Annotated in this window: 26 protein-coding genes; 5 read left to right on the forward strand and 21 right to left on the reverse strand. The window is 49.6% G+C overall.

What is annotated here, in order from left to right; genetic code table 11:
• Nucleotides 1-43: 43 nt before the first annotated feature.
• Genes rplI through rpsF form a run of 4 tightly spaced genes read right to left on the reverse strand, consistent with a single transcriptional unit; the run spans nucleotide 44 to nucleotide 1433 of the window.
• A complete protein-coding gene (gene rplI, locus V7Z75_RS01485; RefSeq protein WP_334106638.1) occupies nucleotides 44-493 on the reverse strand; it encodes a 50S ribosomal protein L9 in 450 nt (149 codons plus the stop codon).
• Nucleotides 494-504: 11 nt separating this feature from the next.
• The gene (rpsR, locus tag V7Z75_RS01490; RefSeq protein WP_334106640.1) at nucleotides 505-732 is read right to left on the reverse strand and encodes a 30S ribosomal protein S18; all 228 of its coding nucleotides are present in this window, start codon (nucleotides 730-732) and stop codon (nucleotides 505-507) included.
• 13 nt (nucleotides 733-745) lie between these two features.
• Nucleotides 746-1045, reverse strand: a complete 300-nt coding sequence (gene priB / locus V7Z75_RS01495; protein ID WP_334106642.1) for a primosomal replication protein N — start codon at nucleotides 1043-1045, stop codon at nucleotides 746-748.
• A gap of 4 nt (nucleotides 1046-1049) precedes the next feature.
• On the reverse strand, nucleotides 1050-1433 hold the full coding sequence (gene rpsF / locus V7Z75_RS01500) for a 30S ribosomal protein S6 (RefSeq protein ID WP_334106644.1): 384 nt from the start codon (nucleotides 1431-1433) through the stop codon (nucleotides 1050-1052).
• Nucleotides 1434-1741: 308 nt separating this feature from the next.
• On the opposite strand from rpsF, the gene pgi reads away from it, so the two are divergent.
• Complete coding sequence (gene pgi, locus V7Z75_RS01505; RefSeq protein ID WP_334106646.1) at nucleotides 1742-3394, forward strand: glucose-6-phosphate isomerase; 1653 nt, start codon at nucleotides 1742-1744, stop codon at nucleotides 3392-3394.
• A gap of 65 nt (nucleotides 3395-3459) precedes the next feature.
• Here the strand turns inward: pgi and V7Z75_RS01510 are convergent, their stop codons facing one another.
• The 3 genes from V7Z75_RS01510 to V7Z75_RS01520 all read right to left on the reverse strand — a co-directional run bounded on the left by V7Z75_RS01510 (nucleotide 3460) and on the right by V7Z75_RS01520 (nucleotide 6103).
• Nucleotides 3460-4398 (reverse strand): S49 family peptidase, encoded by a 939-nt coding sequence (locus V7Z75_RS01510; protein WP_334106648.1) that lies wholly within the window; start codon nucleotides 4396-4398, stop codon nucleotides 3460-3462.
• 74 nt (nucleotides 4399-4472) lie between these two features.
• Entirely contained in the window at nucleotides 4473-5129 is a 657-nt protein-coding gene (locus V7Z75_RS01515) for an HAD-IA family hydrolase (protein WP_334106650.1), read from the reverse strand.
• Entirely contained in the window at nucleotides 5126-6103 is a 978-nt protein-coding gene (locus tag V7Z75_RS01520; protein WP_334106651.1) for an RluA family pseudouridine synthase, read from the reverse strand. Before V7Z75_RS01520 ends, V7Z75_RS01515 begins: the two co-directional genes overlap by 4 nt.
• Nucleotides 6104-6688: 585 nt before the next feature.
• On the opposite strand from V7Z75_RS01520, the gene V7Z75_RS01525 reads away from it, so the two are divergent.
• Nucleotides 6689-9391 (forward strand): Rne/Rng family ribonuclease, encoded by a 2703-nt coding sequence (locus tag V7Z75_RS01525; RefSeq protein ID WP_334106652.1) that lies wholly within the window; start codon nucleotides 6689-6691, stop codon nucleotides 9389-9391.
• 121 nt (nucleotides 9392-9512) lie between these two features.
• Here the strand turns inward: V7Z75_RS01525 and uvrB are convergent, their stop codons facing one another.
• Nucleotides 9513-11558 carry an excinuclease ABC subunit UvrB gene (gene uvrB / locus V7Z75_RS01530; RefSeq protein WP_334106654.1) on the reverse strand — a complete coding sequence of 682 codons (2046 nt, stop codon included), beginning with the start codon at nucleotides 11556-11558 and terminating at the stop codon, nucleotides 9513-9515.
• A 151-nt stretch (nucleotides 11559-11709) separates the two neighbouring features.
• On the opposite strand from uvrB, the gene V7Z75_RS01535 reads away from it, so the two are divergent.
• Together V7Z75_RS01535 and V7Z75_RS01540 are read left to right on the forward strand one after the other, a co-directional pair.
• Nucleotides 11710-12903, forward strand: a complete 1194-nt coding sequence (locus V7Z75_RS01535) for a pyridoxal phosphate-dependent aminotransferase (RefSeq protein WP_334106656.1) — start codon at nucleotides 11710-11712, stop codon at nucleotides 12901-12903.
• A 171-nt stretch (nucleotides 12904-13074) separates the two neighbouring features.
• Nucleotides 13075-14034, forward strand: a complete 960-nt coding sequence (locus V7Z75_RS01540; protein WP_334106657.1) for a hypothetical protein — start codon at nucleotides 13075-13077, stop codon at nucleotides 14032-14034.
• 25 nt (nucleotides 14035-14059) lie between these two features.
• On the opposite strand, the gene V7Z75_RS01545 is transcribed toward V7Z75_RS01540, so the two are convergent.
• The 7 genes from V7Z75_RS01545 to V7Z75_RS01575 form a co-directional block, all read right to left on the reverse strand.
• Nucleotides 14060-14557, reverse strand: a complete 498-nt coding sequence (locus V7Z75_RS01545; protein WP_334106659.1) for a DUF2059 domain-containing protein — start codon at nucleotides 14555-14557, stop codon at nucleotides 14060-14062.
• A 99-nt stretch (nucleotides 14558-14656) separates the two neighbouring features.
• Entirely contained in the window at nucleotides 14657-15208 is a 552-nt protein-coding gene (locus tag V7Z75_RS01550) for a hypoxanthine-guanine phosphoribosyltransferase (protein ID WP_334106660.1), read from the reverse strand.
• 4 nt (nucleotides 15209-15212) lie between these two features.
• Entirely contained in the window at nucleotides 15213-16088 is an 876-nt protein-coding gene (gene galU / locus V7Z75_RS01555; RefSeq protein WP_334106662.1) for a UTP--glucose-1-phosphate uridylyltransferase GalU, read from the reverse strand.
• Between the two features lie 17 nt (nucleotides 16089-16105).
• A complete protein-coding gene (locus V7Z75_RS01560) occupies nucleotides 16106-18022 on the reverse strand; it encodes a polysaccharide biosynthesis protein (protein ID WP_334106663.1) in 1917 nt (638 codons plus the stop codon).
• Nucleotides 18023-18114: 92 nt separating this feature from the next.
• Nucleotides 18115-18666 carry a sugar transferase gene (locus V7Z75_RS01565; RefSeq protein WP_334106664.1) on the reverse strand — a complete coding sequence of 184 codons (552 nt, stop codon included), beginning with the start codon at nucleotides 18664-18666 and terminating at the stop codon, nucleotides 18115-18117.
• A 2-nt stretch (nucleotides 18667-18668) separates the two neighbouring features.
• Nucleotides 18669-19598 (reverse strand): UDP-glucose 4-epimerase family protein, encoded by a 930-nt coding sequence (locus tag V7Z75_RS01570; protein WP_334106665.1) that lies wholly within the window; start codon nucleotides 19596-19598, stop codon nucleotides 18669-18671.
• A 211-nt stretch (nucleotides 19599-19809) separates the two neighbouring features.
• The gene (locus V7Z75_RS01575; protein WP_287110481.1) at nucleotides 19810-20838 is read right to left on the reverse strand and encodes a glycosyltransferase; all 1029 of its coding nucleotides are present in this window, start codon (nucleotides 20836-20838) and stop codon (nucleotides 19810-19812) included.
• Here V7Z75_RS01575 and V7Z75_RS01580 point away from each other — a divergent pair.
• Nucleotides 20751-20936: a hypothetical protein gene (locus tag V7Z75_RS01580; protein ID WP_334106894.1), complete on the forward strand. Its 186-nt coding sequence runs from the start codon at nucleotides 20751-20753 to the stop codon at nucleotides 20934-20936. The genes V7Z75_RS01575 and V7Z75_RS01580 overlap by 88 nt on opposite strands.
• Before the next feature lie 16 nt (nucleotides 20937-20952).
• Here V7Z75_RS01580 and V7Z75_RS01585 read toward each other — a convergent pair whose 3' ends face one another.
• The 6 genes from V7Z75_RS01585 to V7Z75_RS01610 are packed head-to-tail and all read right to left on the reverse strand — an operon-like array spanning nucleotide 20953 to nucleotide 26329.
• Nucleotides 20953-21813 carry an FkbM family methyltransferase gene (locus tag V7Z75_RS01585; RefSeq protein ID WP_334106666.1) on the reverse strand — a complete coding sequence of 287 codons (861 nt, stop codon included), beginning with the start codon at nucleotides 21811-21813 and terminating at the stop codon, nucleotides 20953-20955.
• A complete protein-coding gene (locus V7Z75_RS01590; RefSeq protein WP_334106667.1) occupies nucleotides 21797-23071 on the reverse strand; it encodes a glycosyltransferase family 4 protein in 1275 nt (424 codons plus the stop codon). Before V7Z75_RS01590 ends, V7Z75_RS01585 begins: the two co-directional genes overlap by 17 nt.
• Nucleotides 23068-23796: an ABC transporter ATP-binding protein gene (locus V7Z75_RS01595; RefSeq protein WP_334106669.1), complete on the reverse strand. Its 729-nt coding sequence runs from the start codon at nucleotides 23794-23796 to the stop codon at nucleotides 23068-23070. Before V7Z75_RS01595 ends, V7Z75_RS01590 begins: the two co-directional genes overlap by 4 nt.
• A gap of 4 nt (nucleotides 23797-23800) precedes the next feature.
• A complete protein-coding gene (locus V7Z75_RS01600; RefSeq protein WP_334106670.1) occupies nucleotides 23801-24601 on the reverse strand; it encodes an ABC transporter permease in 801 nt (266 codons plus the stop codon).
• On the reverse strand, nucleotides 24588-25991 hold the full coding sequence (locus V7Z75_RS01605; protein ID WP_334106671.1) for a mannose-1-phosphate guanylyltransferase/mannose-6-phosphate isomerase: 1404 nt from the start codon (nucleotides 25989-25991) through the stop codon (nucleotides 24588-24590). The genes V7Z75_RS01600 and V7Z75_RS01605 overlap by 14 nt, the downstream gene beginning before the upstream one ends.
• Nucleotides 25988-26329, reverse strand: coding sequence for a MarR family EPS-associated transcriptional regulator (locus tag V7Z75_RS01610; RefSeq protein ID WP_334106673.1), 342 nt, complete (start codon nucleotides 26327-26329; stop codon nucleotides 25988-25990). The genes V7Z75_RS01605 and V7Z75_RS01610 overlap by 4 nt, the downstream gene beginning before the upstream one ends.
• Nucleotides 26330-26387: the final 58 nt, after the last annotated feature.

The raw sequence follows: 26387 nt of genomic DNA on the forward strand, positions 1-26387 counted from the left end.
TGCCGTAGCAGCCTTTTTGTGTTCTGGTCAGACCAGAAAGCGATTATTGCTCACCCAATACGGAAACAGTGATTTCCACAACTACATCATGATGCAGGGCAATGCTAATTGGATGGTCGCCAATAACCTTGAGCGGACCTTCCGGCAGGCGAACTTCAGCCTTCACAGTTTCAAAGCCTTGCGCACTTAGCGCTTCAGCAATGTCGCTGTTGGTCACGGAACCAAACAAGCGGCCATCAACGCCAGCTTTTTGGCTCACTTGCAACAGGAAGCCAGCCAGCTTTTCACCACGTTGCTGTGCAGCAGCCAATTGTTCGGCTTGTTGCTTTTCCAGCTCAACACGACGTGTTTCAAACTCAGCCTTGTTGGCTTCAGTCGCACGCTTTGCCTTGCCTTGGGGAATCAGGAAGTTACGACCGTAGCCATCTTTCACCTTGACGATGTCACCGAGGTTACCCAGGTTTACTACTTTTTCCAACAGAATAACTTGCATGGTGTCACCTCTTAGTGCTTGTCAGTGTATGGCAGAAGAGCCAGGAAGCGCGCGCGCTTCACAGCAGTCGTCAACTGGCGCTGATATCTGGCTTTGGTGCCGGTGATACGAGCTGGGATGATCTTGCCGTTTTCGTTGATGAAGTCCTTCAGCAGATCCACGTCCTTGTAATCCACTTGCTTGATGCCCTCTGCCGAGAAGCGGCAGTAGCGGCGGCGTTTGAACATATCGCGTGCCATGATTGAAAACCTTTCAAATAATTTTCTTTAATGTTTGTACATGCAATACCAGTTGAGTGCTCTTGAGACTGCGCTTGGCGAGAAAGCCTGTCACACTGACCTGGCTGCCCTCTTCCATCTCCTGCGCCCCCATTGCCAATGGCCCTACGACCATAGCTGGAACGACACATTCGACCTTGCGCTTCATTCCCGCTTCAACCTGCTCGGATAGATGATGCAGGTCGAAACTCAATACCGGTATGCCTGCCGGGGTATACCGCAGCTCAGTCACTTTGGTGACCGCGCCACTCAACTCCAGCCGGTTTAAACTCACTTAATTAAGCAGATGCCTGCTCTGTTGCTGGTGCAGCAGCTTCATCCTTGGCCAGCAATGACTTGGACTTTTCTTCCTTCATCATTGGGGATGGCGCAGTGACTGCTTCATCTGTGTTCAGGGTCAGATGACGCAACACAGCATCGTTGAACTTGAATGCATGCTCAAGCTCATCCAGCACTGCCTGGCTGGCTTCGATGTTCATCAGCACGTAGTGTGCCTTGTGGATTTTCTGGATTGGATATGCCAGCTGGCGGCGGCCCCAATCTTCCAGGCGATGGATGGCACCGCCATTGGAAGTCACGAGGGTGCGGTAACGCTCGATCATCGCTGGCACTTGCTCGCTTTGGTCCGGGTGGACGATGAAAACGATTTCATAATGTCGCATAGAAACTCCTTTTGGATTAACAGCCTTCCGCATGCGATGACGGTAAGGCAAGGTGGAAAGCCCGCGACTATAGCAGGAATTCGCTTTTCAATCAATGTAAAGCTACATATTCGCGCCATATTGCGCGCTGGATGAATAATGTATCGCAACTGAAATTGTTTATTTGTCCGGAATTGAATAGAATCAGTAGGATTGATGGTCACCTCTCTCTTGGCAGGCTTTCTGGATTGGCATGGCGCGGCGTGCCGGACTAATGAATTGTGATGACCTGATTATTTTACATTTACCACCAAAAATTATAGATCCTCATGACAAATCCAACCCACTGCCCCATCTGGCATGAACTTAATGCTCACTACCAAGAAATTTTCCCTTTACAAATGCGCGACATGTTCACCAAGGACAGTCATCGCTTTACCAAATTCTCATTAAAAGCAGAAGGCCTGTTGCTGGACTATTCCAAGCATCGTATCACGGACGAAACCCTGCCCTTGCTTTTCAAGCTGGCGCGCGATTCCAAGGTAGAAGAATGGCGTGACCGCATGTTTGCCGGGGAAAAGATCAACTTCACTGAAAACCGCGCCGTGTTGCACACCGCTCTGCGAAATCGCAGCAATACGCCGGTATATGTGGATGGCAAGGATGTCATGCCCGAGGTCAACCGTGTGCTGGCCCAGATGCGTGACTTTAGCGATCGCGTACGCTCTGGCGTATGGAAGGGTTACAGCGGCAAACCTATTACGGATATTGTCAATATTGGCATCGGCGGCTCCGACCTCGGCCCCGTTATGGTATGCGGTGCGCTGAGACCTTACGCCAAGAAAGGCCTGAATACGCATTTTATTTCCAATATCGATGGCACTCATCTGGCTCAGACCCTGGAAGGCTGTAATCCCGAAACTACTTTGTTCATCGTGGCTTCCAAGACTTTTACCACTCAGGAAACCATGACCAACGCCCGCTCCGCGCGTGAATGGTTCTTGAGTGCGGCAAAAAATGATGCACATGTCGCCAAACACTTCGTCGCCATTTCCACGAATGCAAATGAAGTCAGCAAATTCGGTATTGATGCTGCCAACATGTTTGAGTTCTGGGATTGGGTCGGTGGGCGTTATTCCCTATGGTCGGCCATTGGCCTGTCGATTGCTATCTATATTGGCATGGATCATTTCGAGGAACTGCTACTGGGCGGCCATGAAATGGATCTGCATTTCAAGAATACCCCGCTGGAAAAGAATATTCCGGCCATCATGGCCCTGCTTGGTGTCTGGTACAACAATTTCTTTGGTGTGGATAGCATGGCGATCCTGCCTTATGACCAAGGTCTGGCGCGCTTCCCTGCCTATTTGCAACAAGCAGATATGGAAAGTAATGGCAAGTTCATTGATCGCGATGGCAACACCGTGCAATGCACCACTGGCCCCATTATTTGGGGCGAAGCCGGCACCAATGGCCAACATGCTTTCTATCAACTTATTCACCAGGGTAATCGCCTGATTCCATGTGATTTCATGATGCCGATGGAAAGCCAGTATCAGGTTGGCAAGAACGGTAATGAGCATCATCTGATCCTGATGGCTAATTGTTTCGCACAATCCAGCGCGCTCATGCAAGGTAAAACCCTGGAAGAAGCCAAGGTGGAACTGGTTGCTCAGGGCTTGAGCGAAGATGTCTTGGAAATTCTGCTGCCGCACAAGGTATTTGAAGGTAACCGCCCTAGCACCACCATCTTGTTCGATAGACTCACTCCGCGGATGCTGGGCAAGCTGATTGCAATCTATGAACACAAGATTTTTGTGCAAGGCATTATCTGGAACATCAATTCCTTCGACCAATGGGGCGTGGAATACGGCAAGCAGATTGCCAAGAAAATCCTGCCGCAGCTCAACGATGGCAAGAAGTCAGTGGAATATGACAGCTCTACCAATGGTCTAATCAATTACTTTAAATTCAGAAATTAATTCATTGATTAAAAATAAAAAAGCCACGAAATTCGTGGCTTTTTTATAAGATAATTATTCAGCGCCTATTCAAGTCCCAGTTTTTTGCCTAGCAGGTTGGCACTGACGCTTGCCCCCAGTCGCTTGGCAAAACGGTCAGCCAAACCTTCCCTCGCGGTAAAGTCCACCACGTTGACCTGCTTGATCACTTCACGCGCCACATAGTCGGAACTGCCAAACTCGTCAGCAAGCCCCATCTCCACGCTACTCTCGCCACTCCAGAACAAACCGCTGAAAGTTTCCTCGGTTTCCTTGAGTCGCTTGCCGCGGCCTTCGCGCACCACGGCAATAAACTGGGCATGAATCTGGTCCAGCATTTGCTGGGCAAATTCTTTGTGTTTTGGATTAATAGGGGAAAACGGATCCAGCATTGCCTTGTTGCTGCCCGCTGTCATCAGGCGCCGCTCGACACCAAGCTTTTCCATGGTGCCGGTAAAACCGAATCCATCCATCAATACACCAATCGAGCCTACGATGCTGGCCTTATCCACGAAAATCTTGTCTGCAGCTACTGCAATATAGTATCCGCCGGAGGCGCAGATATCCTGTACCACGGCATAAACAGGAACATTGGGATAGAGCTTACGCAGGCGCTTGATTTCATCATTGATCATGCCCGCCTGCACCGGGCTGCCTCCAGGGCTATTGATACGTAGAATAATGCCTTTGGTGCCCTTGTTTTCATAAGCTGATTTCAGGCTGGCGATCACGTTGTCGGCATTGACTACATCGTCGCTGCCAATCACGCCATTGATATCGATCAAGGCAGTATGCTGCGTTGATACCGGACTCTTATCTCCCCATCCGGCAACATAGAACAATATGATGAACAGATAGAGGAATCCCAACGACTTGAAGAAAATACCCCATTGCCGTGACCGGCGCTGTTCCTTGACTGTCGCCAAGGCAAGCTGATGCAAGGTGTCACGCTCCCAGTTGGAGCCGTTCGGATGATTATCAGACATTCGTTACACTTTCCAGATGAATTGATATTTTCTGCTCCCTCTCTATGACTTGCACGGGAAGCTTGCTTCCTATATCAGGCGTTCGTTTCCAGCCATTTGCCGAGTGTAGCAAAATCGTTGAAATGCGCTAGCGGAGAATGTGGCAGCAAACGCTCCAGCGGATGTGCTCCATAGGTTACGCCGAGGCTGGACACCTTGGCGTTCTGTGCCATCTGCAGGTCAAAGCTAGTATCCCCGACCATCAAGGTGCGCTCAGGCTCAGCGCCAAATTCGTCCATGAGTTCCAGCAACATCTGTGGATGCGGCTTGGAATGGCATTCGTCTACACATCGTGTGCCATGCATGAATCCGCCCAGGCCGCTATGCTCCAGCGCATGGTTCAGTCCCCGTCTTCCCTTGCCGGTCGCCACTCCTAACATATAACCCTGTTGATTGAGACGATCAATGGTTTCATACGCTTGATCAAACAACACAACATCATTCTGTCGGGCGTTGTAGTGCACGTTGTAGCGCGCAGCCATCTGCTGCACCTGCTCCTGGGCCACTTCGCCAAACAATTGATGAATCGCCTCTCTTAGCCCCAAGCCAATAATACTGCTGGCAGCTTCCTGTCCCGGATCGTCCAGTCCGGTTTCAACCGCCCCCTTGCGTATGCTGTCCACAATGATCTGTGTTGAATTGGCAAGCGTGCCGTCCCAGTCAAATACGATCAGATCAAAGCGCTTGCTCATTGCTTGGGCTCCGCATTTATAACTTCAATAAACTTATCAAGTTCCTTTGGTAAAGGCGCGATTAATTTAAGCTTTTCACCACTAATAGGATGGCGAAGATTGGTTTCCGCAGAATGTAAGAACATGCGTTTCAAGCCACGTTTTTGCAAGGCCTTGTTCAAGGCGAAGTCTCCATATTTATCATCGCCCACTATCGGGAAACCAAGATGAGATAATTGCACACGCAGTTGATGGGTTCGACCAGTAACCAGTTGCGCTTCCAGCAAAGTGAAATCTCCCAAAGATTTACGCAGATAAAAAATGGTCTCGGAATCCTGGCCACCCTCTTGCACTGCCACCCTGCGCTCTCCGCTGGGCAATACAAACTTGTGCAGTGGCAGCTTAACTTTGCGCTTTTGGTTTTTCCACTGGCCATGTACCAGCATCAGATAACGCTTGTCAGTCTGGTTATTACGAATTGCCTCATGCAGATTGACCAATGCCACGCGCTTCTTCGCCAGCAGCAGCACGCCCGACGTTTCACGATCCAGGCGGTGCACCAGCTCCAGAAACTTGGCATGGGGCCGCTCCAGGCGCAATTGCTCAATCACTCCCCGGCTGATGCCGCTGCCCCCATGCACAGCAAAGCCGGCGGGTTTGTCGATCACCAACAGCGCTTCATCCTCAAAGAGAACAGCCCCCTCGAATTTGGAAACTTGCGGCTTGGCTACTGATTCAGTTTGCGGTTGCGCCATGCGCACCGGCGGCACGCGCACCTGGTCGCCCAGATTGAGCTTGCAGCTCGAATCTACCCTCTTACTGTTGACCCTGACTTCGCCGCTGCGCAAGATGCGGTAGATATGGCTCTTGGGCACCCCTTTGAGGATCTTCGCCAGGAAATTGTCGATTCTCTGACCTTCACTGGCCTCATCCACATCAAGCAAATTGACAGCTGCGGGATTAAATTGATTTCTTGTTTTGCTTAAATTAATCATCTCACCTATACTACGACCATCTTGAAATAGATGCGCCAAGCGCCTCTTCAAGAATACATCCGAAACGGAAAAATACCTTGGTTAACTCGCTCGCCAATCACTTAAAAAAGTAGCGATTTTTGAAAATTATGCGCTCTAGCCGCCGCAGGCCATGATGGCTCATGTGGCGCAACAGCCCAGGATATACTGAAAATTAGCATATTAGCCGATATTGACGGCTAATCCGAGACAGAAATAGACGTACCGGGGTCTAGACCCAATAGTTTACGAAAGCTTTCGTTAACAAATTCAAGCTGATATCGTGCCATCACGATATTGGAATTTCTTTTTCCAGCTGGCCCAAGACGCCATCTCAAATGATTGCACCAAAACGCAACTCAGGAAAAAGCAGCCTCAAGGCATGGAACTGCCTAGCTGAAAAATTGAGAAACTATTGTTTCGCGTTACCTCTTGCGGACTTCGTTCTGCTCGTATAGTGTTGTTATCGCCCGCCACAAGACCGGGCGCGCGCATTGTCGAATTCAGTTACCGCTGCTGCCCCAGGCTTATAGCCTGCTGCCCGCTTGAAGAGCGCGGGAGCCCGCAATGAAACGCATGCTATTTAATGCGACGCAATCAGAAGAACTACGCGTCGCGATTGTCGACGGACAAAAACTCATCGATCTCGATATCGAGTCCGCCGGCAAGGAACAGCGCAAGAGCAATATCTACAAAGGTGTCATTACCCGCATAGAACCTTCCCTCGAAGCTGCTTTTGTTAATTACGGCACTGATCGTCACGGCTTTCTTCCCTTCAAGGAAGTAGCTCGCAGTTATTTCCAGAACGATGGCGAAGCTGGTCGTAGCCCTCGTATTCAGGATGTCCTGAAAGAAGGCCAAGAGCTCATCGTACAGGTAGATAAGGATGAGCGTGGCAACAAGGGCGCCGCTCTGACCACGTTTGTCTCGCTTGCTGGCCGCTACTTGGTGCTGATGCCCAACAATCCGCGCGGAGGTGGTGTATCCCGCCGCATCGAGGGCGAGGAGCGCAACGAGCTGCGCGACACCATGGCGCAGCTGCAAGTGCCCAACGGCATGAGCATCATCGCTCGCACTGCCGGTATTGGCCGCAGTGCAGAAGAGTTGCAATGGGATCTCAACTACCTGCTGCAACTCTGGACCGCGGTTGAAAGCGCCTCCACCATCCAGAGCGGCCCGTTCCTGATTTATCAGGAAGGTAGCCTAGTGATCCGCGCCATTCGCGACTATTTCCAGCCCGACATCGGCGAAATTCTCATCGACACGCCGGACATTCATGAGCAAGCCGTGCAATTCATGAACCACGTGATGCCGAACAATGTTTCCCGCGTTAAGCTTTATCGCGACGAAATTCCGCTGTTCTCGCGTTTTCAGATTGAGCACCAAATCGAGTCCGCCTTCGCACGCGAAGTGCGTCTGCCTTCCGGCGGCGCGATCGTGATCGATCATACGGAAGCTCTGGTCTCCGTGGATGTCAACTCTGGCCGTTCCACCAAGGGCAGCGACATTGAGCAGACTGCATTCAATACCAATCTGGAAGCGGCCGATGAAGTGGCTCGCCAGTTGCGCCTGCGCGACCTCGGTGGCCTGGTTGTCATCGATTTTATCGATATGGAAAACGCGCGCAATCAGCGCGAAGTGGAAAACCGCCTGCGTGAAGCACTGCATCACGATCGTGCCCGTGTGCAGACTGGTAAGATCTCACGCTTCGGTCTGCTGGAACTTTCGCGCCAGCGTCTGCGCCCTAGTCTGGGAGAAAGCAACCATATCCCCTGCCCTCGCTGTCATGGCACCGGCCATATCCGCGGCATAGAGTCCACCGCCTTGCATATCCTGCGCATCACGCAGGAAGAAGCCATGAAGGAAAACAGCGCTATCATCCAGGTGCAGCTGCCAGTCGAAGCCGCTACCTTCCTGCTCAATGAAAAACGCTCGGAAATTCACAAGATTGAACAACGTATGGGCGTACAAGTGGTATTGATTCCCAATATCCACATGGAAACTCCTAACTACAACATCCTGCGTATCCGCAATGATGACGTGGAAGAGAACAACCGTCCAAGCTATGAAATGGTCGAGCTACCTTCTGACAACATGGAGCCCACAGGCGCCCAGGAGCCAAAACCAGTCAGGTTGGAAGCTGCAGTCAAAGGTATTACTCCAGCCTCGCCAGCTCCTGCCATCAAGGAAAAAACCACAAGTACTTCTCTGTTGGGTCGTTTCAGGTCCTGGCTGTCCAGCGTTACTGCTTCCAAACCTGAAGTCAAGCCTGCCGCCGAGGAAGAACAACGTCGCGACAATGGCCGCGCACCACGCCGCACCAATAATACGCGTCGTAACGAGCGTAACGGTAACGGTGAACGCCAGGCGCAGAATGACCAGCGACAAGAGCAACGCAAGGAGTCGCGCGGCAACCAGAATGAGCGCCGTCAGCAGCAAGTGGAGCAACGTCCTCAAAACAAACCTGAAAAGGCGGAGCGTAGTGAGCGTCAGCCAAAACCACAACAACAGGCTGTAGCTGCCGTGTCGCAGACAGAAACCCCAGCGGTGGAATCTGGTAGTGAGCAACGCGGTACCCGTCGCGGACGCAATGGTCGCCGCGAACGCCAACCTCGCGGCGTGAATGCTGCTCGTGAAAACCGCCAGCAACCTACTGAGGAAGTACGTTTAGAAGATACGCAGGCAGTAGAATCCGTACCTGCGAGCAATATCACTACAGAAGCAGCGCAGACTGTTGAAGCGCAGGCCGCAAACACTACAGTAGAAACAGCTCCAGTTCATCAGGTTGAAATGCCCTTGGAAGCCGCTGTGGTTGATACCCCTGCTACGCCCAACCAAGAAGACACTGAATTGCCAGTGCTCGTGGCAACAGTTGCCGAGACCAGCGTTGCTGTTGTGGAAACGACTACCAAGAAACCTGCCAAGAGTGCTGATGCTGATCAACAAGCAGTAGCCGTAGCTGAGGAACCTGCCCCTACAGAAATTGCCAAGGTGGAAACTGTTGTTGAAGAAGCTCCGGTTGAGATTGCCAAACCAGAGAAAAAACCACGCGCGCCTCGCCGCCGCAAGGTTGAGGCAGAAAAACCTGCTGATCTGACAGACTCCGGATTGCAACTGGTGGAAACCAAGCTGGAGGCTATCCAGGCTGTGGCCCCTGTTGTGGAAGAAGCTCCAGTGAAGCGCACTTCACGCAAGGCCGCCTGGCAACAAAAAGCTGCCAAGGAAGAAGCCGGCGGCGAACCTCTGGTCATGGTGGAAACACAAAAATAATCGACTATCCCAGGTTCGAGATTTCTTTCGAACCTGGCAATAAAAAATCCCTTATGCTTCAAAAACATGAGGGATTTTTCTTTGAACAGGTTTCTTACAAGCTAATTACACCAGCGTCATTTCATGCCTCATCTGCCAACCCATCGGGAATCTCGGCACCATAAAAGCTGTTTTTCAGCTTTTTCAGTTGGTCACGATAGTCCGCGGCTTTCTCGAATTCCAGGTTTTTCGCGCTATCATGCATCGCCTTTTCCAACCGCTTCATTTCCTTGACCAATTGCTTCTCGGTCATCTGGCCGTAACTGGCCTGCTCTTCCGCTACCTTGCGCTCGCGCTGGGCGTCTTCCTTGCTGTATACACTTTCAATGATGTCCTTGATGCGCTTGCTGACACCCTTCGGGGTGATGCCGTGCGCGGCATTGAATGCCATCTGCTTTTCGCGGCGGCGCTGGGTTTCATCCATGGCCAGCTTCATGGAACGGGTGACGGTATTGGCATAGAAAATCACCTTGCCGTTGAGGTTACGCGCCGCACGGCCTGCGGTCTGAATCAAGGAGCGCTCGGAACGCAGGAAGCCTTCCTTGTCCGCATCCAGTACGGCGACCAGTGAAACTTCGGGAATGTCCAGGCCTTCTCGCAACAGGTTGATGCCGACCAGCACGTCAAATTCACCAAGGCGCAAATCACGGATGATTTCCACACGTTCCACGGTATCGATATCCGAATGCAGATAGCGCACGCGCACGCCATGGTCGGAAAGGTAATCCGTCAGGTCTTCCGCCATGCGCTTGGTCAGCGTCGTCGCCAGCACCCGTTCGCCCGCTTCCACCCGAAGCTTGATCTCGGACAGCAGATCATCCACTTGGGTATCCGCAGGTTTGACGATAATTTCAGGGTCGACCAGCCCAGTTGGACGCACTACCTGCTCTACCACACGCTGTTGGTGCGTAGCCTCATAATCCGCAGGGGTTGCACTGACGAAGATGCATTGCGGAATGATGCGCTCGAATTCCTCGAACTTGAGCGGCCGGTTGTCTACCGCCGACGGCAGGCGGAAACCATAATCCACGAGGTTTTCCTTACGCGCGCGGTCGCCCTTGTACATGCCGCCAATCTGCGGCACCGTGACATGGCTCTCGTCGATGATCATTAGCGCATTATCCGGCAGATAGTCGATTAGGGTCGGCGGCGCATCACCCGGTTGCCGTCCTGTCAGATGGCGGCTGTAGTTTTCGATGCCTTTGCAGAAACCGATCTCGTTGAGCATTTCCAGGTCGAAGCGCGTGCGCTGCTCAATGCGTTGCGCTTCCACCAGCTTGCCAGTCTTGATGTAGAAATCCACGCGCTCGCGCAGCTCCTGCTTGATGGTCTCCATCGCGCGTATCGTCGCCTCGCGTGCCGTCACATAATGGCTGGAGGGAAAAATGCGGAAGTTGTGGATTTTGTTGAAGATCTGCCCGGTCAGCGGATCGAACAAGGTAATGTTCTCGATCTCGTCGTCGAACAGGCTGATGCGTACCGCCGTTTCGCTGTTTTCCGACGGGAATACATCAATCACATCGCCGCGCACTCGGAATGTGCCACGGGAAAAATCAAAATCGTTGCGATCGTACTGCATCGCGATCAACTTGTTGACGATATCGCGCTGCGTGGTTTTCATGCCTAGGTGGATATGCAGCACCATGCCGTGATATTCGCCTGGGTCGCCAATACCGTAGATGGCGGACACCGTAGCAACAATGATGCTGTCCTCGCGTTCGAGCAAGGCTTTAGTCGCCGAGAGCCGCATCTGCTCGATATGGTCGTTGATGCTGGAATCCTTCTCGATGAACAGATCGCGCGACGGCACATAGGCTTCGGGCTGGTAGTAGTCGTAATAGGAAACGAAATATTCCACTGCATTCTGCGGGAAGAACTCCTTGAACTCCGAATACAATTGCGCGGCCAGCGTCTTGTTCGGCGCCATCACAATCGCAGGACGTCCAGTACGCGCAATGACATTGGCCATGGTGTAGGTCTTGCCGGAGCCGGTGACGCCAAGCAGAGTCTGGAATTTCAGCCCTTCATTGATACCTTCTGTCAGCCGCTCAATCGCGACCGGCTGATCGCCCGCCGGAGGAAAGGGTTGGAAAAGCTTATATTTACTGCCAGGAAAAGTGACAATCACAACAATCACCCATGAGAAGAATAAGTGATTTTAACAGGCCAGCCCCGTGTCGCCCAAATATCCCGCAGTGCCATATTCCGCATTACAAATAATGCGCGTAAAATTAGACGTTTTGCCGTTATCTTTATAATTTCTCTATAGGATTTAGATCTTGGAACTCTCGCAGCGCGTTCAATCCATCAAAGAATCTCCCACCTTGGCTGTTACCGCCCGTGCCGCAAAACTCAAGGCAGAAGGCCGCGACATTATTGGCTTGGGCGCAGGTGAACCGGATTTCGACACCCCACAGCACATCAAGGATGCCGCAAAAAAAGCGATTGACCAAGGCTTCACCAAATATACCCCTGTCGCCGGCATTCCCAGCCTGAAGAAAGCCATTGTCGCCAAGTTCAAGAACGAGAATGGCTTGGACTACACCGAGAAGGAAGTCATTGTCGGCGTGGGCGGCAAGCAATGTATCTTCAACCTGGCGTTGGCAGTGCTGAACCCTGGCGATGAAGTCATTGTACCCGCTCCCTACTGGGTTTCCTATGCGGACATCGCGCTGGTTGCCGGCGCCAAGCCCATTATCATCGAGTGCGGTATCGAACAGGGTTTCAAGCTGACTGCAGCACAGCTAGAAACCGCCATCACGCCAAAAACCAAGCTGTTCATGATCAACTCCCCGTCCAACCCGACTGGTGCAGTCTATAGCCTGGAAGAACTCAAGGCATTGGGCGAAGTGCTAAAAAAGCATCCTCATATATTGGTTGCCACTGATGATATGTATGAGCACGTCAACCTCACTGGTGACAAGTTCTACAACATCCTCAATGCCACGCCGGAACTCAAGGAGCGCTGCATCGTGCTCAATGGCGTTTCCAAGGCCTACTCCATGACCGGCTGGCGTATCGGCTATGCCGCCGGCCCTGCCCCTATCATCAAAGCAATGGAAATCCTGCAATCACAATCCACCTCCAACCCGACTTCCATCTCGCAAGTGGCGGCCCAGGCTGCGCTTGAAGGTCCGCAGGAATGCATTACCCCCATGCTTGACGCCTTCCGTGAACGCCATGAGTTTGTCGTCGAGCGCTTCAACAGCATGCGCGGCCTGAAATGCATCAAGGCTGGCGGCGCATTCTATGCATTCCCCGATGCCCGCGAAGCCATCAGCAATCTGTTCAACGAAGGCAAGATCAAGGCTGCTACCGATATTGCGCTGTCCGAATACCTGCTGGAGCAGGAAGGTGTGGCTATCGTTCCAGGCTCGGCCTTTGGCGCGGACGGCTATTTCCGCATTTCATTTGCCACCTCGATGGACAACCTCCGCAAGGCATTGGAGCGTATCGAGCGCGCACTGGCATAACCCCTGAAAATTCAGTGTAAAGCCCGCTATCGCGGGCTTTTTTTATTACCCACTTCTTCCGGTCACATTAGTACGATTGGGTAAAGGCATTCCAGCAATACGGGTTCTCAGTGTAGAGTAGATACTTCTCCACCGTGCTCAATCACAAACGCAACAGCAAACCCTGACGAAATGAAGCTCAATCTCTGGCTATTCATGATCATGCTGCTCGGCAAGCGTGAGCGCTCCTTCAACATTGTGGCCACCACCTCGCAATACGGCGTGCAGAAAATCCTGGCTGTGGATGGCAGCAATGTCTATGGGCAATCCCTCAATACAGAGGGTTCCCTTTCCCGCAATGTGATTGCCAGCCCGATTGAGCGCTTTCCTTATCAGAATATCGTGGTGGAGTATCGTTATTCCGTTGCTGGCAACAATCGTTTCCGGCGCTACACATCCCTATCGCGCCTGTTGCTCGAACTTCCCGTCATCCTGACGCCTGTTTACCGCTGGGCTGCCAATATCAGACATTTTCTTGCCAATGCCCTTTTCAACCGCAGACCGGCAGAAACACGTGAGCGTTATGATCTGCTCAAGTATATCGTGGCGCACAAAGCGGTTTCTGAAACCCCTTTCGCGCTCAACGAACTGCTGGAGGAAATGTATGGCTACCTATGCTTCACGCAGGAAGACCGCATCTGGTACCTGCAAAAGATGAAATACCAACTGGCTTCGCTCGTGGAAACCCGCGACCTGGAAATCACGGCCAAGGGTCAATACAAAGTCACCGGCCTGGCATGGAAAAGCCTGAGCGACTTTCAGGAAGAAAACCGCAGGCACCGGGATAATGCCCGCATCCAGTTTGTAATCGCTATGCTGACACTGGCAATCGTCCTGTTTGCCATCTCCAGCACCGGTATTGTGCGCCTGCCAGTATTGCTGGATATGGAGGAAGAGGCGCATCAGGTGAAAAGCATCGTCCAGTCCCGCTGGCATTCATTGCTGCAAGCCGATGAGCCCCTGCTGGACGAACAAAAGGCTCTGGAATCCATCATGATGATGCAGACCGAGCCTCAGTCAATCGAACAGATTACCGCCACTCCACCCGCAAAAAGCAGCTCCCCATCCAAGATAAAAGAAAAAACAGAATGAGTTACTCCTCATCTCATTGGCAAAACTACTTAGCCAACCTGATGCGTTCTGCCGTTTCCTGGACAATCTTCTGATATTGCGGAATCACCTTCTGGTTCAGCTCCGCTGTTAATTTCATTGAATCTGCCGCCAGCAACGGCATTTTCCGGTTGATGGATTTGCCTGCAGGGGAATGGTAGAAATCAATCGCCACCTGCAACTCTTCCCGGGTAAACGTGCGGCGGTAAAGCGGCAACACCAGCTTGACGATACCATCATAGGTCAAGGAGTCCTGCTGGATTTTCACTACCTTATCACCAGCTTCGCGCGCTATTTTCTTTTGCCTGTCATTAAGCTGTTGATATTGCAGAGATTGCATGAAGCTGTTTCTCAAAGCGATATCTGCATTGGTGCGCATAGTATCCAATGTCCCTTTGACATTGGATACTTGCATGAACTCCAGGATCAGCTCATCGGAAGGAGTCTCTGCATATGCGCTGCACCAGGAAACTAATATACCGATGGCCAGTATGTATTTCAGCATATGGATTCCAACAGATTAATCAGGGTGACGCGGACTTTATTAGGTGTAACGGGATAAAGCATGGTTTGGGCATCTCAGCAGTTGCCCGAGGATGATCACTCAACCTCGCATGGCATAAATAGCTGGCAGGTTACGCCACCAGCCATAAGCATCCATGCCGCATCCGAATACATATTGATTGGGAACTTCGAGGCCAATAAAATCCGCGCTGACTGGTTTTTGCTGCTGCAAAGCCTTTTCCACCAGCACAGCAATAACTACACGTTTGGCTCCCAACGCCAGGCATTGCGCCTTGATTTCAGCCAAGGTCACGCCTTCATCCAGGATATCATCAAGCACCAGAACAGTCCGTCCACGAACCTCCTCTCCCGGCTTGACCTTCCAGGCCAGTTGCATATCGCCATGCGTACGGTTGTGATACCGGCTGGCCTGGACATAGCCAAATTCCAAGGGAAAAGCCAGCTTGGGCAATAGCTGGCCTGTAAAAACTACGCTACCGCCCATCACGCACAGCACAAGCGGATTTTCGTCCTTCAAGAGCGCCGTGATTTCCTGTGCAATCCAGTTTATGGCCTGATTGACGCTGGCCTCATCGTGAATCAGTACGGCTTGCTGCAGAATATCTGCCGGATTGCGCTGCAATGCTGACACAGTATTACTTGGTCAAGTCACGCAGATACTGGGCGAATTCAGGACCTAACTCTTCATGTTTCAGGGCATATTCCACATTCGCCTTGACGTATCCCAGCTTGCTTCCGCAATCGTAGCGTTTGCCGTCAAAACGGTAGGCCAATATCCTTTGCCTCTCCATCAATGCAGCAATACCATCCGTTAACTGAATCTCACCGCCTTTGCCAGGTTTGACATTTTCCAGACAGGCAAAGATTTCAGGGGTGAGAATATAACGGCCAACAACTGCCAAGTTGGAAGGCGCCTCTTCTGGTTGCGGCTTCTCAACAATGCCATTCAATTGCAGCACGTCTGGGCCAGCTACTTCAGTCGCATCCACAATCCCATAACTGGCTGTCTCGCTAGGATCGACATCCTCGACACCGAGAATGGAAGCGCCTTCTTTCTCAAACAATTCCGTCATCTGCTGCATTGCAGGTTTCCCTGCATCAATCAGGTCATCTGCAAGAATGACGGAAAAAGGCTCATCACCCACCACTGATTTGGCCAGCAACACAGCATGCCCCAGACCCAAGGCTTCAGCCTGGCGGATATAAATGCAGGATACTTCTTTCGGCAGAATATTCTGGACTTGCTGCAGCATGTCTATCTTCTTGCTGGCTTCCAGTGAGGCTTCCAACTCGAAAGACTTGTCAAAATGGTCGGGAATGGAACGCTTGTTGCGCCCGATGATAAAAATCAGCTCGGTCGCGCCTGCCGCTACGGCTTCTTCTGCGGCATATTGAATCAAAGGCTTGTCGACAATAGGCAACATCTCTTTGGGGCTAGCCTTGGTGGCTGGTAAAAAACGTGTACCCAAGCCTGCTACGGGGAAAACCGCTTTGGTAATTTTCTTTGTCATTTCTGAATATCTTTCTTCTAATGAATAATTGAAGACCTAATGGGAGAATTCACCGTTGGACTGGCATGAATATTCCCTGCATATTCCTCCACCCATGTCTTCAGTTCCTGCTTGATGACTATTTCCTCCTCAATCAAGGAGGCTGTGTCTATCCACTTCAATAAGGCCTGCACCCAAGCCTCATCCACCCGGCGCGCCACCGCAATACGCAATTTGTCGTGTGGGGTTGGCATAGTGAGCTCATCATCCGCCAAAAGTTCCTCATACAATTTCTCACCAGGGCGCAGTCCAGAATACACAATCTCAATGTCATCTTCATTAAGACCGGACAAACGTATCATATCACGTGCCAAATCGACAATTTTGACCGGGTCTCCCATATCAAGCACAAAGATTTCCCCGCCGTGTCCCATCATGCCAGCCTGCATCACCAGCTGGCATGCTTCAGGAATGGACATGAAATAACGTGTAATCTCGGGATGCGTTACTGTAATCGGCCCGCCTTGTGCAATCTGCTCGCGGAACTTGGGAATCACACTGCCGCTGCTGCCCAGCACATTGCCAAAACGTACCACAACAAACCGTGTACCAGATTCTTCCTGCAATCCCTGGCACACCATCTCGGCCAATCGCTTGCTCGCTCCCATCACATTGGTCGGGTTTACTGCCTTATCGGTCGAAACCAGCACAAACTTAACAACTCCGGCACTTTTACATGCCTGTGCCAATGTGTAAGTCCCTTTGACATTATTTGACAATGACTCCGCCACATTGCGGTTTTCCATCATGGGCACATGTTTATAGGCCGCTGCATGAAACACCACAACAGGCTTGTAGCGCCCGAGTATTTGCTGCACCCGGCGGGCATTTCTTACATCTCCCACCACATATTCAATCCGGGTATCGACCTCAAGCCGTGAAAACTCCTGCTCCAGCCGATAAAGCGCGTATTCCGATTGATCAAAGCAGACTAAGCACTCAGGACGATATTTCAAGACCTGGCGGCACAACTCCGAGCCGATCGACCCACCTGCTCCGCTGATCAACACCACTTGTTTCTCAATCAGGTGCTGCAAACCCTCACCATCCAAGGTAACCGGATCACGCCCCAGCAAATCCTCCACATCAACCGGCCTGAGCTGGGACATGCTCAAACGGCCACTCATCAAGTCATCGAAAGAAGGCACGGTCAATACATGTAATCCACATTGACTGGCTAGCTCTACTACTTGTCGACGGCGTTGATGTCTTGCAGATGGCATGGCCACAATCACATGTTCAACCGACAACCTCTTCGCAATATCCGGCAACTGCTCAACCGAACCCAGGATATTGACTCCCAGCAACTCCCGCCCATGCATCGCCTTGTTATCGTCCAGCAAACCGACGACATGCCACTCATAACTTTTGGATAGGTCCTTCAACAAAGCAATCGCCGCCTCACCTGCTCCTAATACCAGCACTGGCTTGCCTGAAAATTGTATCGCCCCATACAAACGATGCTCTTTCCATGCACGGTAGGCAAAACGGCTCCCTCCCATGATCAGCAATAACAGCATAGGGTCCATAATCAGCACGGATCGAGGCACTATTCCATTAGGCTTAAACATGAATAAAACCGCCACAACTAGAACAGCACTGATCGCAATCGCGCGAATCAGCCGCTGCAAATCCGGCAAACTGGCAAATCGCCAGACTCCGCGATAAAGACCGGCAAACAAGAATACCATTGCCTGCAAAGGAATAACCCAAGCGGCACTTTCCAGCATGCTTTGAGTGAAGTTGTTCGGAATATCGAAATTAAAGCGGAAAAGAAAAGCCACCCACCATGCCAACGCCGCAACAGCAATATCATGAAGCCAGGCGCTTAAAGACCGTGGGTTCCTCAAACTAATATAATTGGACCACTTGAATGTTGAATGGATGTTCAGCACGCATCAAACCCAAAATGAAATAAATGCATTTTACTCAAAACCGTTTCCTAATAACCCATCATTCACAACAATTAACACATGTCCTTGCTAAATCAACGCACAACACGATCGCCACGCCCTTTACCCAGCAGCGTCTGGAACAACAATTTAAAATAAAGCGATACCCGCATATCGCGCAACATGCGTGCATCCGTTTCAGCCAAAAGCTGAGGAACGGACATATCGATACCGTTCACCTGCGCAATTCCCGTAATGCCAGGGCGCGCATCATAGACACCTAGCTTTGCCCGCTCGGCGATCAGCTCCTCTTGATTGAACAAATTAGGCCGCGGTCCGACAAGGCTCATTTCCCCTTTCAGTACATTCCATAACTGCGGCAACTCATCCAACTTGGTCTTGCGCAAAAAACTTCCCAATTTTGTAATCGATGAAGCCGAAGCCAAATGACTGGCAACTGAAGCCGTATTCACCTGCATGGTGCGAAACTTCACCAAGGTGAAAGGTTGCTGATAGCGTCCGACACGCACCTGGCAAAATAAAGGTGCCCCTGTATCCCACACCCCTAAGACATAGATAATTAGAAGTAATGGCAAGCCGACAATCAAGCCTAAGAGTGAGAATACAACATCAAAAAATCGAATCACGATCAGCCTTCTGCATCAAAACAACGCAGCAGACCTTCATCCACGCTCACAGGCGGCGCCCATCCCAACATTTCCTGAGTCTTGGAAATATCGACTTGCAAAGAACCCAAAAGCCGCTGGGCAATCATCTTTTTACCCAGCATGGTCAAACCCATGTTTAACAAACCGGCTGGAATTGGAATCAATCGAGAAGAAACGCCAGCAGCCTTGGCTAAACGCCGCAGCAAATCGGAAGTGGATACATCCTCACCGTCGCTAACAAGAAAAACCTGATTAACGGCTGCCGGATGATCAATACATGTGATGATCAGACTTACCAGATTATCAATCGCCACCAAAGAGCGCTGGTTATAGATGGCTCCGAAAGGTAAAGGCACACCGCTTGCAACAAACTTCATCATACTAGCAAAGTTCTCCTTAACCTCTGGCCCGTACACTAATGGCGGACGGATGATAACCACCTCCATCTCGGTTTCCTTAGACAGAATTAACAACCCCTGCTCCGCCTCTAACTTAGAAATGCCATATGCATCTTCGGGAGCAGGTATATCATCCGCAGCAAAAGGCTTTCCAAGCAAGGTTTGCTCACCATTAACCTTGATGGAGCTGACAAAGATAAAACGCCTCACCCCTGACTTGGCGGCTTGGCGAGCCAGATTTAGCGTACCGTCAACATTCGTTTCACGATAGGCATCCAAGGGATTGGCAAGCTGCTCCTTCATAACATGACCCCGGGCTGCAAGATGAATGACGACATCAACATCATCAAGAATACGGGTCCACTCTGTTTGGCGATCAATTGAAATCACTTGATAGTCCAGAGCTCTGGCTTGTACATTGTCAGCACGCCCAACTGTTATTACATGATAACCATGCTGCCGCAAATAAGCACATAATGCCTTGCCAACAAAACCAGTACCACCTGTAAGCAAGATGTTCTCTGCTTGGTGCACTAAAAACCCCCGCAACATTAAAAATATTAACGCTAAAAATCATACACCAGCGTCCAAAAAATCAAATAATATCGCTGCAATACTCACTAAACGAGCAGAGTAGTTAATTACAGGTCTAAGTGGCTTGCAAGAAATAGTCTAATCTGATGGCCAAAGCCATCTTTGGCATGGCACTCATGAATTTAAACTATTACATCCGAACATAAACATCATTGTATAAATGGGCATAAGCCTTACCAAGCACCTTACCTGAGAACAATGTTTCATAACGTTGCCGGGCTGCTCGGCCAAATTGCTGGGTTGCAGCCTCATCAATTAACAACATGTTCATCGCCTGAGCCAATGCTTGAGGAGATTCAGGCGGCACTACAAGCCCTGTTTCTCCATCCTTGTTTACAAAAGAAGTACCGGTTCCAATTTCACAACTGATCATGGGTTTTCCAAACATGGATGCCTCGACCAGAACCATGCCGTAAGCCTCTGAGCGCAAGTGTGAAGGCAAGACAAAGGCTCTACAACACCTCAATAGGGCGATCTTTTCTGAATCTGAAATTTGACCGGCAAAAATCACGTTCTTGAGGCCCAGTTGCTGAACCAAAACATCCAAAGCATTAAACTCTGGACCCGAGCCTGCAATAACGACTCGAGCTCTTATAGATGCCGCAGCTCGCACTAAGGTATGTAACCCCTTATAGTAACGTAGCACCCCGATAAACAGGAAGTATGGCTCCCCAGACTCCAGCCCAAGTCGCTGAAAAATAATATCCTCATCCAAATAAGAATATGAAAGTTCTTCAATTCCTAAAGGAATTATTCGCACACGATCGCGATTTTCTACATTTGCAAGAACTGGGCTTGTTTTGGCATAAGCAGGAGAAGTTGCCACAATAGCACTCATGCTCCGTAGCATCCTTCGCATCAAGGGAGCATAGGCACGACCAAGCCAGCGCTGCCGCACAATATCCGAGTGGTAAGTCATAACCGCTGGAGTCGTTGGCTGTACCACCAAGTGTAACAAGTCTGCAAAAGGCCACGGAAAGTGGTAATGAATCACGTCTGCCCACTTGGCCAATTTAGCAAATCGTTGAAATGAAGTGACTCCTCCCAAACTACATGATGCCGGAGCAGCCCATGCCCGGCACCGAATTACATGCGCCTCTGGTCTATCAATCTCTGATGGATGCGGGTCTGGCGAAAGCGCAAAAATACGTGATTCAATACCGAAAGATGCGCTTGATAGGGCAATTTGTCGTATTGCCTCTTGCAAACCACCCTGTGGGTCAGGGTAATAAGTGCGGTAAACGTGAAGAACTTTAATGTTGACCACCCTCTCTTAAGAGGATCTTTTGAGGAGAACATCACAATGCTCTACCTGAGAAAGCTTTTCATATCCCTCAAGTATAAGAGTTGAATCATGAGCAATGCGAAAAGCCTTGAAACCGTAGCTTGAAAGAATATCCCAAAAGTCACGTGCCGTCATGTCAGAGCGATTTAAAAATGCTGGAGCCCATTCCATCATGATTTTAATATTATGATTTTCACTAAGCAGTCTAGAAGCACCTTTAAAAATATCTGGCTCGGAGCCCTCTGCATCGACTTTTATAAAATCAACCTTCGAACCTTGTGGAAAATAATCATCAAGAGAAGTTGCATCAACATGTATTTTCGTTATGTTATCTTGATAAACCTCCACCAATTTTTCATCTATAAATAGTGATGAAGAACCTTGATGCTTTTGGCAAACATTAAATTCAAGCTTTGTAGTTCTTGAAAATACGGCTTTATTTACAATTTTTGTCCGCGGTAGAAATCCATTAATCTCAACATTTTGAAAGAGAATTTCATACACATCTGGATTTGCCTCAAAACAATGTAGATGTCCATCATCCCCAACAGCAGCAGCAGCCAAGAGTGAATAATAACCAATGTTTGCCCCAATATCACAAACAGCCATGCCCGGCTGAACCTCCCTGATAAACACCTTGGTGATCCAATTTTCCCAAAACCCATCAAGCAAGATGTGAGGGGCCAAACTTAAATCGTCAGTCTTTACATACATTTTATGACCATAAATAGTTCTTGTAAGTGCTTTCGAATCTCCCATGTAAGCGCAGGGGCGCTCAGAATTGGATATCGACTGTGCTACGGCATGGCCAATAAATGATTGAATCCTCTGCTTAAGACTTGACAACATAATTCAGCCCTTTCTCGAACTGTGTTAAAGAGAATTTTTTTCGAACATAATTCATGGCTACTTGGGTGTCCTTTTTGTTCCGACGTATTACATGCTGAATTCCTTCAGCAATTGACCCCGGGTCATGCGGATCAACAAACTCAGCGTGCTCAGCGAAAAGCTCTCTAAATACCGGAATATCCGACAGCACACAAGGGACACCCTTCCACATCGCTTCTAAGGCGGGAAGTCCAAAGCCCTCCGTAATTGATGGAAAAACAAAAGCAGATGCATTTTTTAGAACCACTTCGAGTTCACGGTCTGGCAAATATCCCAAATGTTGAACTCTTCCCTTCAAGTCCGCAATCAAACCACGTTCACGAGTACTTGACCATGCAAACTGCCCTACAACAACAAGCTTAGGCAAATTCTTATTATGCTGGACCGCTTTAAGCAAATTAAAAAGATTCTTTTTTGGCTCGATTGCTCCAACAAAAAGTATGTAAGAGTCTTTTTCCAACCCAAGCCCTTCGAGTGAGGGCTGGTCACTCTCATCTAATTCATCTGATAGAGAGTAGCGACACGGCTGATAAACTACATGCAACTTTCGCTCATCCACACTGAAGCGGTTTAGTAACTCTAGTTTAGTTGTATTAGAAACGCAGATTATTTTGTCTGCACTCTTAAGCGTGTACTCCAATGTTTTACCAACAGCTTGTGCTATGGTTGACCACCTATCCATTAACCAAGGATGCGATAAAGGAATGACGTCATGGACTGTTAAGACATTCATTCGACCACGCACTCTGATCGGAATCGGTGAGCTGAGGAATAGAATCTCATGGTCATGACAACCCGAAATATTGCTTACTCCCAAACCCAAGCCAGCGCGTGTGAACGACCTAAGAAACAGTCCAGGATCAACGCGAATTTTATCGACATAAGCCCACTCTTTACTCTGATATTGAGAAAGCAGTTTCCCTCCATGGCTTTCATGAAGATTTATATCTCCCTTAAAACTTCTTCCAAGTAAGGACAGATGCTGCATCCACCGATCATAGATTTTTCTTTTGTTATTTGCCACCGATGTAGATGGCAGTGTGGAAGCCAAATACGCATCAAGTGGTGAGACATGTCTTATTTTAGGCATATCTTGCTGAGACAAAATATCGATTGAGTGTCCATGCGCATGTAAAGCTGCAAGCACTGATCTTGTATAGGTTTTTATCCCGGTTCCACGTTGAAGCTCGAAATTTAACCCATCAACTAGTATTTTCATCTTTTCCCCAGTACATCAAAGTCAACTTCTCGTAACATACCATGGTCGAGAGAAAAAATTCTTTTACAATATTCACGCAAAAGTTTATGGGAGTGGGATGCAAAAACAAAAATTTTTGATGAGTTAATCAATGATCTCATACGAGAATGAGCTTTTTCCTGAAATGCGGCATCGCCTGTCCCAAACATTTCATCGATTAGAAGTATCTCTGGTTTAACTGATGTAGCCATAGCAAACATGAGCCTCATCGTCATCCCAGATGAGTAAGTGCGTACCGGCAACTGCAGAAAATCCCCTAGCTCTGTAAACTCTTCGATGTCATGAATACGATCTCTTGCTTGTGATGGTGTCATCCCCATCATTAGCCCCATTCTAATAATATTTTCATATCCGCTAAGTTCGAGATCCATGCCTGCCCCAATCTCGAAGACTGTCGCAAGGCTGCCCTCTCGCATTACTTGTCCTGATACAGGAGCGTAAATCCCTGCCATAGCTCGAAGCAACGTGGTTTTTCCAGAGCCATTATGCCCAATAAGACCAATCGAATCACCATCACCAAGTTCGAAGCTAACGTCTCTAAGTGCTGTTACAAGATTAACTTGACCAGCCTCAGCTTCAATTTTTCCACCTGTTCCCAACCTCAAGACCTGATTGCGAAGTGACATTCCTCGACTATTGTATATAGGATATTGGATTGTTACATTTTTAAATGCTAGTTTTGCCATTAATTTAGACCCAATATGCAATTTTATTGCGGCAAGTGTTAAAAAAGACTAATGTGATGCACCACCCTGAAATTAACATCCCTAAAACCGTGGCATACACGAACCAAGGGGGCGATACTCCTAGCAAGGGATCACGCACAACTTCAATCAAATGCGACAATGGATTTAGCCAAATCAAATCTGAATTGAATGGCAAATAGCTTGGCCGATAAAGAACAGGGCTAACAAAAAATAGCAATGGGATTAAGCTTGCCAACAGATATTCAATATCGCGGAATCTTGCACCCAGCATTCCCACAAGTAAAGCAATCCATGCCATGTTCAGAAATAATAGAACAATACCTGGAATAACAAGCAATGTACTCCAAGTAACTGGAACCGAAAGTACTATGACAATAGCGACATACACGACTAGATTATGAGTAAAATTTACTAAATGCCGCAGCACCAATTGGAGTGGGTGGATAAAATATGGCAATTGGAGATTGCGTATCACACTTCCCTGTTTGACAAATATAGTGGAACTTTCTGTAATACACCCAGCCAATACCTGCCAAATAATTAATCCAGCAGTTAATGAAGGAATAAACGTCGATCGATCGACCTTCAATAGCTCACTCCAAAGCCACCCTAGACCAACAACACCAACTGCAGTACCTAATGTAAGCCAAAGCGGGCCTAAAACACTTCGACGGTAACGAGCTTTTGTGTCGCTCCATGCGAGGTAAAGTGAAACGCGACCGCGCCTAATACTTTGCAATACATCATTAATCCCAGAACCTGAAATCGGATTAATTTCGGCCATATTTATCCTCAAATCTGACAATATCATCTTCTCCAACATATTCGCCACATTGCACCTCAATGATATGCAACGGCACATCTCCCGGATTCGATAATCGGTGACGATGGGTTTTAGGAATATATGTGGATTCGTTTTCTGTTAATGTGATTTCCCGATCGCCATTGGTAATGCGGGCAACTCCGGACACTACCACCCAGTGTTCAGACCGATGATGATGCATCTGCATCGAAAGGCTGGCGCCGGGGTTGACTGAGATGCGCTTGATCTTGAAATTGATGCCTTCCTCCAACACGGTATAGGCACCCCAAGGACGCTGGACCGTCCGGTGAAGTTCGGCAAGTTCAGGTTTTTGCTTCTGCACCAACGCCACCAACTGCTTGATGTCCTCGGTCCGGCTGCGATCACAGATCAAGGTGGCATCGGCGGTCTGGATGATGGCGAGGTTGCTGACACCCAATGTTGCCAATAAGCCGTGCGTGTTCCATAACAGGCTGTTGTTGGTATCCAAAGCGATAACGTCGCCCTCGCAGACATTGTCATCGGCATTCTTGCCATTGCGCCGATAGATCGAATCCCAATTGCCTAGGTCGCTCCAGGCTATATCGACTGGTACGACAGCGGCGCGGCTCACTTTTTCAGCCAATCCGTAGTCAATGGAAACATTGGGCAGTTTTGCATATTCTTCGACCAGGTTTCCGCTATCGAGCTTGCTTATCAATGCACTGATTTCAGGCTGATGTTCGGCCAGCAATTGCATAAAGATATCGGCACGGAAAACGAACATGCCGATATTCCACAAATAGCCTTGCGCCAGGAACGCTTCAGCATTGGCCCGGTCGGGCTTCTCCACGAAACGGGCGACTTCGTATATGGCATGCCCGGAATTGCCTCCGACAGCCGTATCGGCAGGCTGGATATATCCGTAACCGGTTGCCGGCTCGGTCGGCGATATGCCAAGCAGGGTGAGGTATCCCTGGGCCGCTCCCTCTTCCGCAGCAGCCCAAGCCTGATGGAAAGCTTCTTCATTATCAATCGAATGATCAGAAGGAAAGACGCCGACGATCGCGTCCGGGGATTGAAGATGGATGCGGCTGACAGCCCATGCAATGGCAGGCAGTGTATTGCGGGCGCACGGTTCTGCCATGACGCCGTTGATTGCCTCCGGCAGGATGTCGGCAAGCTGGCCCTTGACCTCGAACTTGTGATCCTCGTGAGTGACGGTAATCAGGTTACTGGACTGTACATGACGGGAAAGACGCAGCGCAGTTTGCTGAAGCAAGGTTTCCTTGCCGTTCAAGGCAAGAAGCTGCTTGGGCCGCAATGTGCGTGACAACGGCCATAACCGCGTACCCGAACCTCCGCAAAGCATCACGGCATAGCGCTCGCTCATTTGACTCCCTCATCCACCGATTCACCTGCTGCCCGGCGCAGCTCTTCGATTTCCGCCTGCAGGTTTTCATATTCTTGCATTTTATATTTCAGGAAGCGCATGGTGATACCAGCCTTCTCTTCTATTCCTTTTGGCGTCAGCATATACATATAGGCCAGCTTGTTTTTACTGTTGCGGAAATTGGAAACCTTGAGCAATCCAACTTCAGCCAAGGCTTTGAGGCAAAAATTTGTCTTTCCAAGGCTGACACCCAAAGCTTTTGCCAGCTCGCGCTGGCTGATTTCGGGGTTTTCCTGCACTAGTTTGAGTATCTTGTACTGGTATTCGTCAGTGAGCATGAAAGTAATTTGATCACACTGCGTTCAAATGATGAACGCAGTTTACAAAAACTTTGTC

Source organism: Methylobacillus sp., from assembly GCF_036844465.1.
In the GTDB taxonomy this organism is placed as follows: domain Bacteria; phylum Pseudomonadota; class Gammaproteobacteria; order Burkholderiales; family Methylophilaceae; genus Methylobacillus.

Bases quoted from the DNA above. Each gene is read 5' to 3' on its own strand.
- rplI (WP_334106638.1), bottom strand. From the start codon at position 493: ATGCAAGTTATTCTGTTGGAAAAAGTAGTAAACCTGGGTAACCTCGGT.
- rpsR (WP_334106640.1), bottom strand. From the start codon at position 732: ATGGCACGCGATATGTTCAAACGCCGCCGCTACTGCCGCTTCTCGGCA.
- rpsF (WP_334106644.1), bottom strand. From the start codon at position 1,433: ATGCGACATTATGAAATCGTTTTCATCGTCCACCCGGACCAAAGCGAG.
- pgi (WP_334106646.1), top strand. From the start codon at position 1,742: ATGACAAATCCAACCCACTGCCCCATCTGGCATGAACTTAATGCTCAC.
- V7Z75_RS01510 (WP_334106648.1), bottom strand. From the start codon at position 4,398: ATGTCTGATAATCATCCGAACGGCTCCAACTGGGAGCGTGACACCTTG.
- V7Z75_RS01515 (WP_334106650.1), bottom strand. From the start codon at position 5,129: ATGAGCAAGCGCTTTGATCTGATCGTATTTGACTGGGACGGCACGCTT.
- V7Z75_RS01520 (WP_334106651.1), bottom strand. From the start codon at position 6,103: ATGATTAATTTAAGCAAAACAAGAAATCAATTTAATCCCGCAGCTGTC.
- V7Z75_RS01525 (WP_334106652.1), top strand. From the start codon at position 6,689: ATGAAACGCATGCTATTTAATGCGACGCAATCAGAAGAACTACGCGTC.
- V7Z75_RS01540 (WP_334106657.1), top strand. From the start codon at position 13,075: ATGAAGCTCAATCTCTGGCTATTCATGATCATGCTGCTCGGCAAGCGT.
- V7Z75_RS01545 (WP_334106659.1), bottom strand. From the start codon at position 14,557: ATGCTGAAATACATACTGGCCATCGGTATATTAGTTTCCTGGTGCAGC.
- galU (WP_334106662.1), bottom strand. From the start codon at position 16,088: ATGACAAAGAAAATTACCAAAGCGGTTTTCCCCGTAGCAGGCTTGGGT.
- V7Z75_RS01580 (WP_334106894.1), top strand. From the start codon at position 20,751: ATGCCCGGCACCGAATTACATGCGCCTCTGGTCTATCAATCTCTGATG.
- V7Z75_RS01585 (WP_334106666.1), bottom strand. From the start codon at position 21,813: ATGTTGTCAAGTCTTAAGCAGAGGATTCAATCATTTATTGGCCATGCC.
- V7Z75_RS01590 (WP_334106667.1), bottom strand. From the start codon at position 23,071: ATGAAAATACTAGTTGATGGGTTAAATTTCGAGCTTCAACGTGGAACC.
- V7Z75_RS01595 (WP_334106669.1), bottom strand. From the start codon at position 23,796: ATGGCAAAACTAGCATTTAAAAATGTAACAATCCAATATCCTATATAC.
- V7Z75_RS01600 (WP_334106670.1), bottom strand. From the start codon at position 24,601: ATGGCCGAAATTAATCCGATTTCAGGTTCTGGGATTAATGATGTATTG.
- V7Z75_RS01605 (WP_334106671.1), bottom strand. From the start codon at position 25,991: ATGAGCGAGCGCTATGCCGTGATGCTTTGCGGAGGTTCGGGTACGCGG.
- V7Z75_RS01610 (WP_334106673.1), bottom strand. From the start codon at position 26,329: ATGCTCACTGACGAATACCAGTACAAGATACTCAAACTAGTGCAGGAA.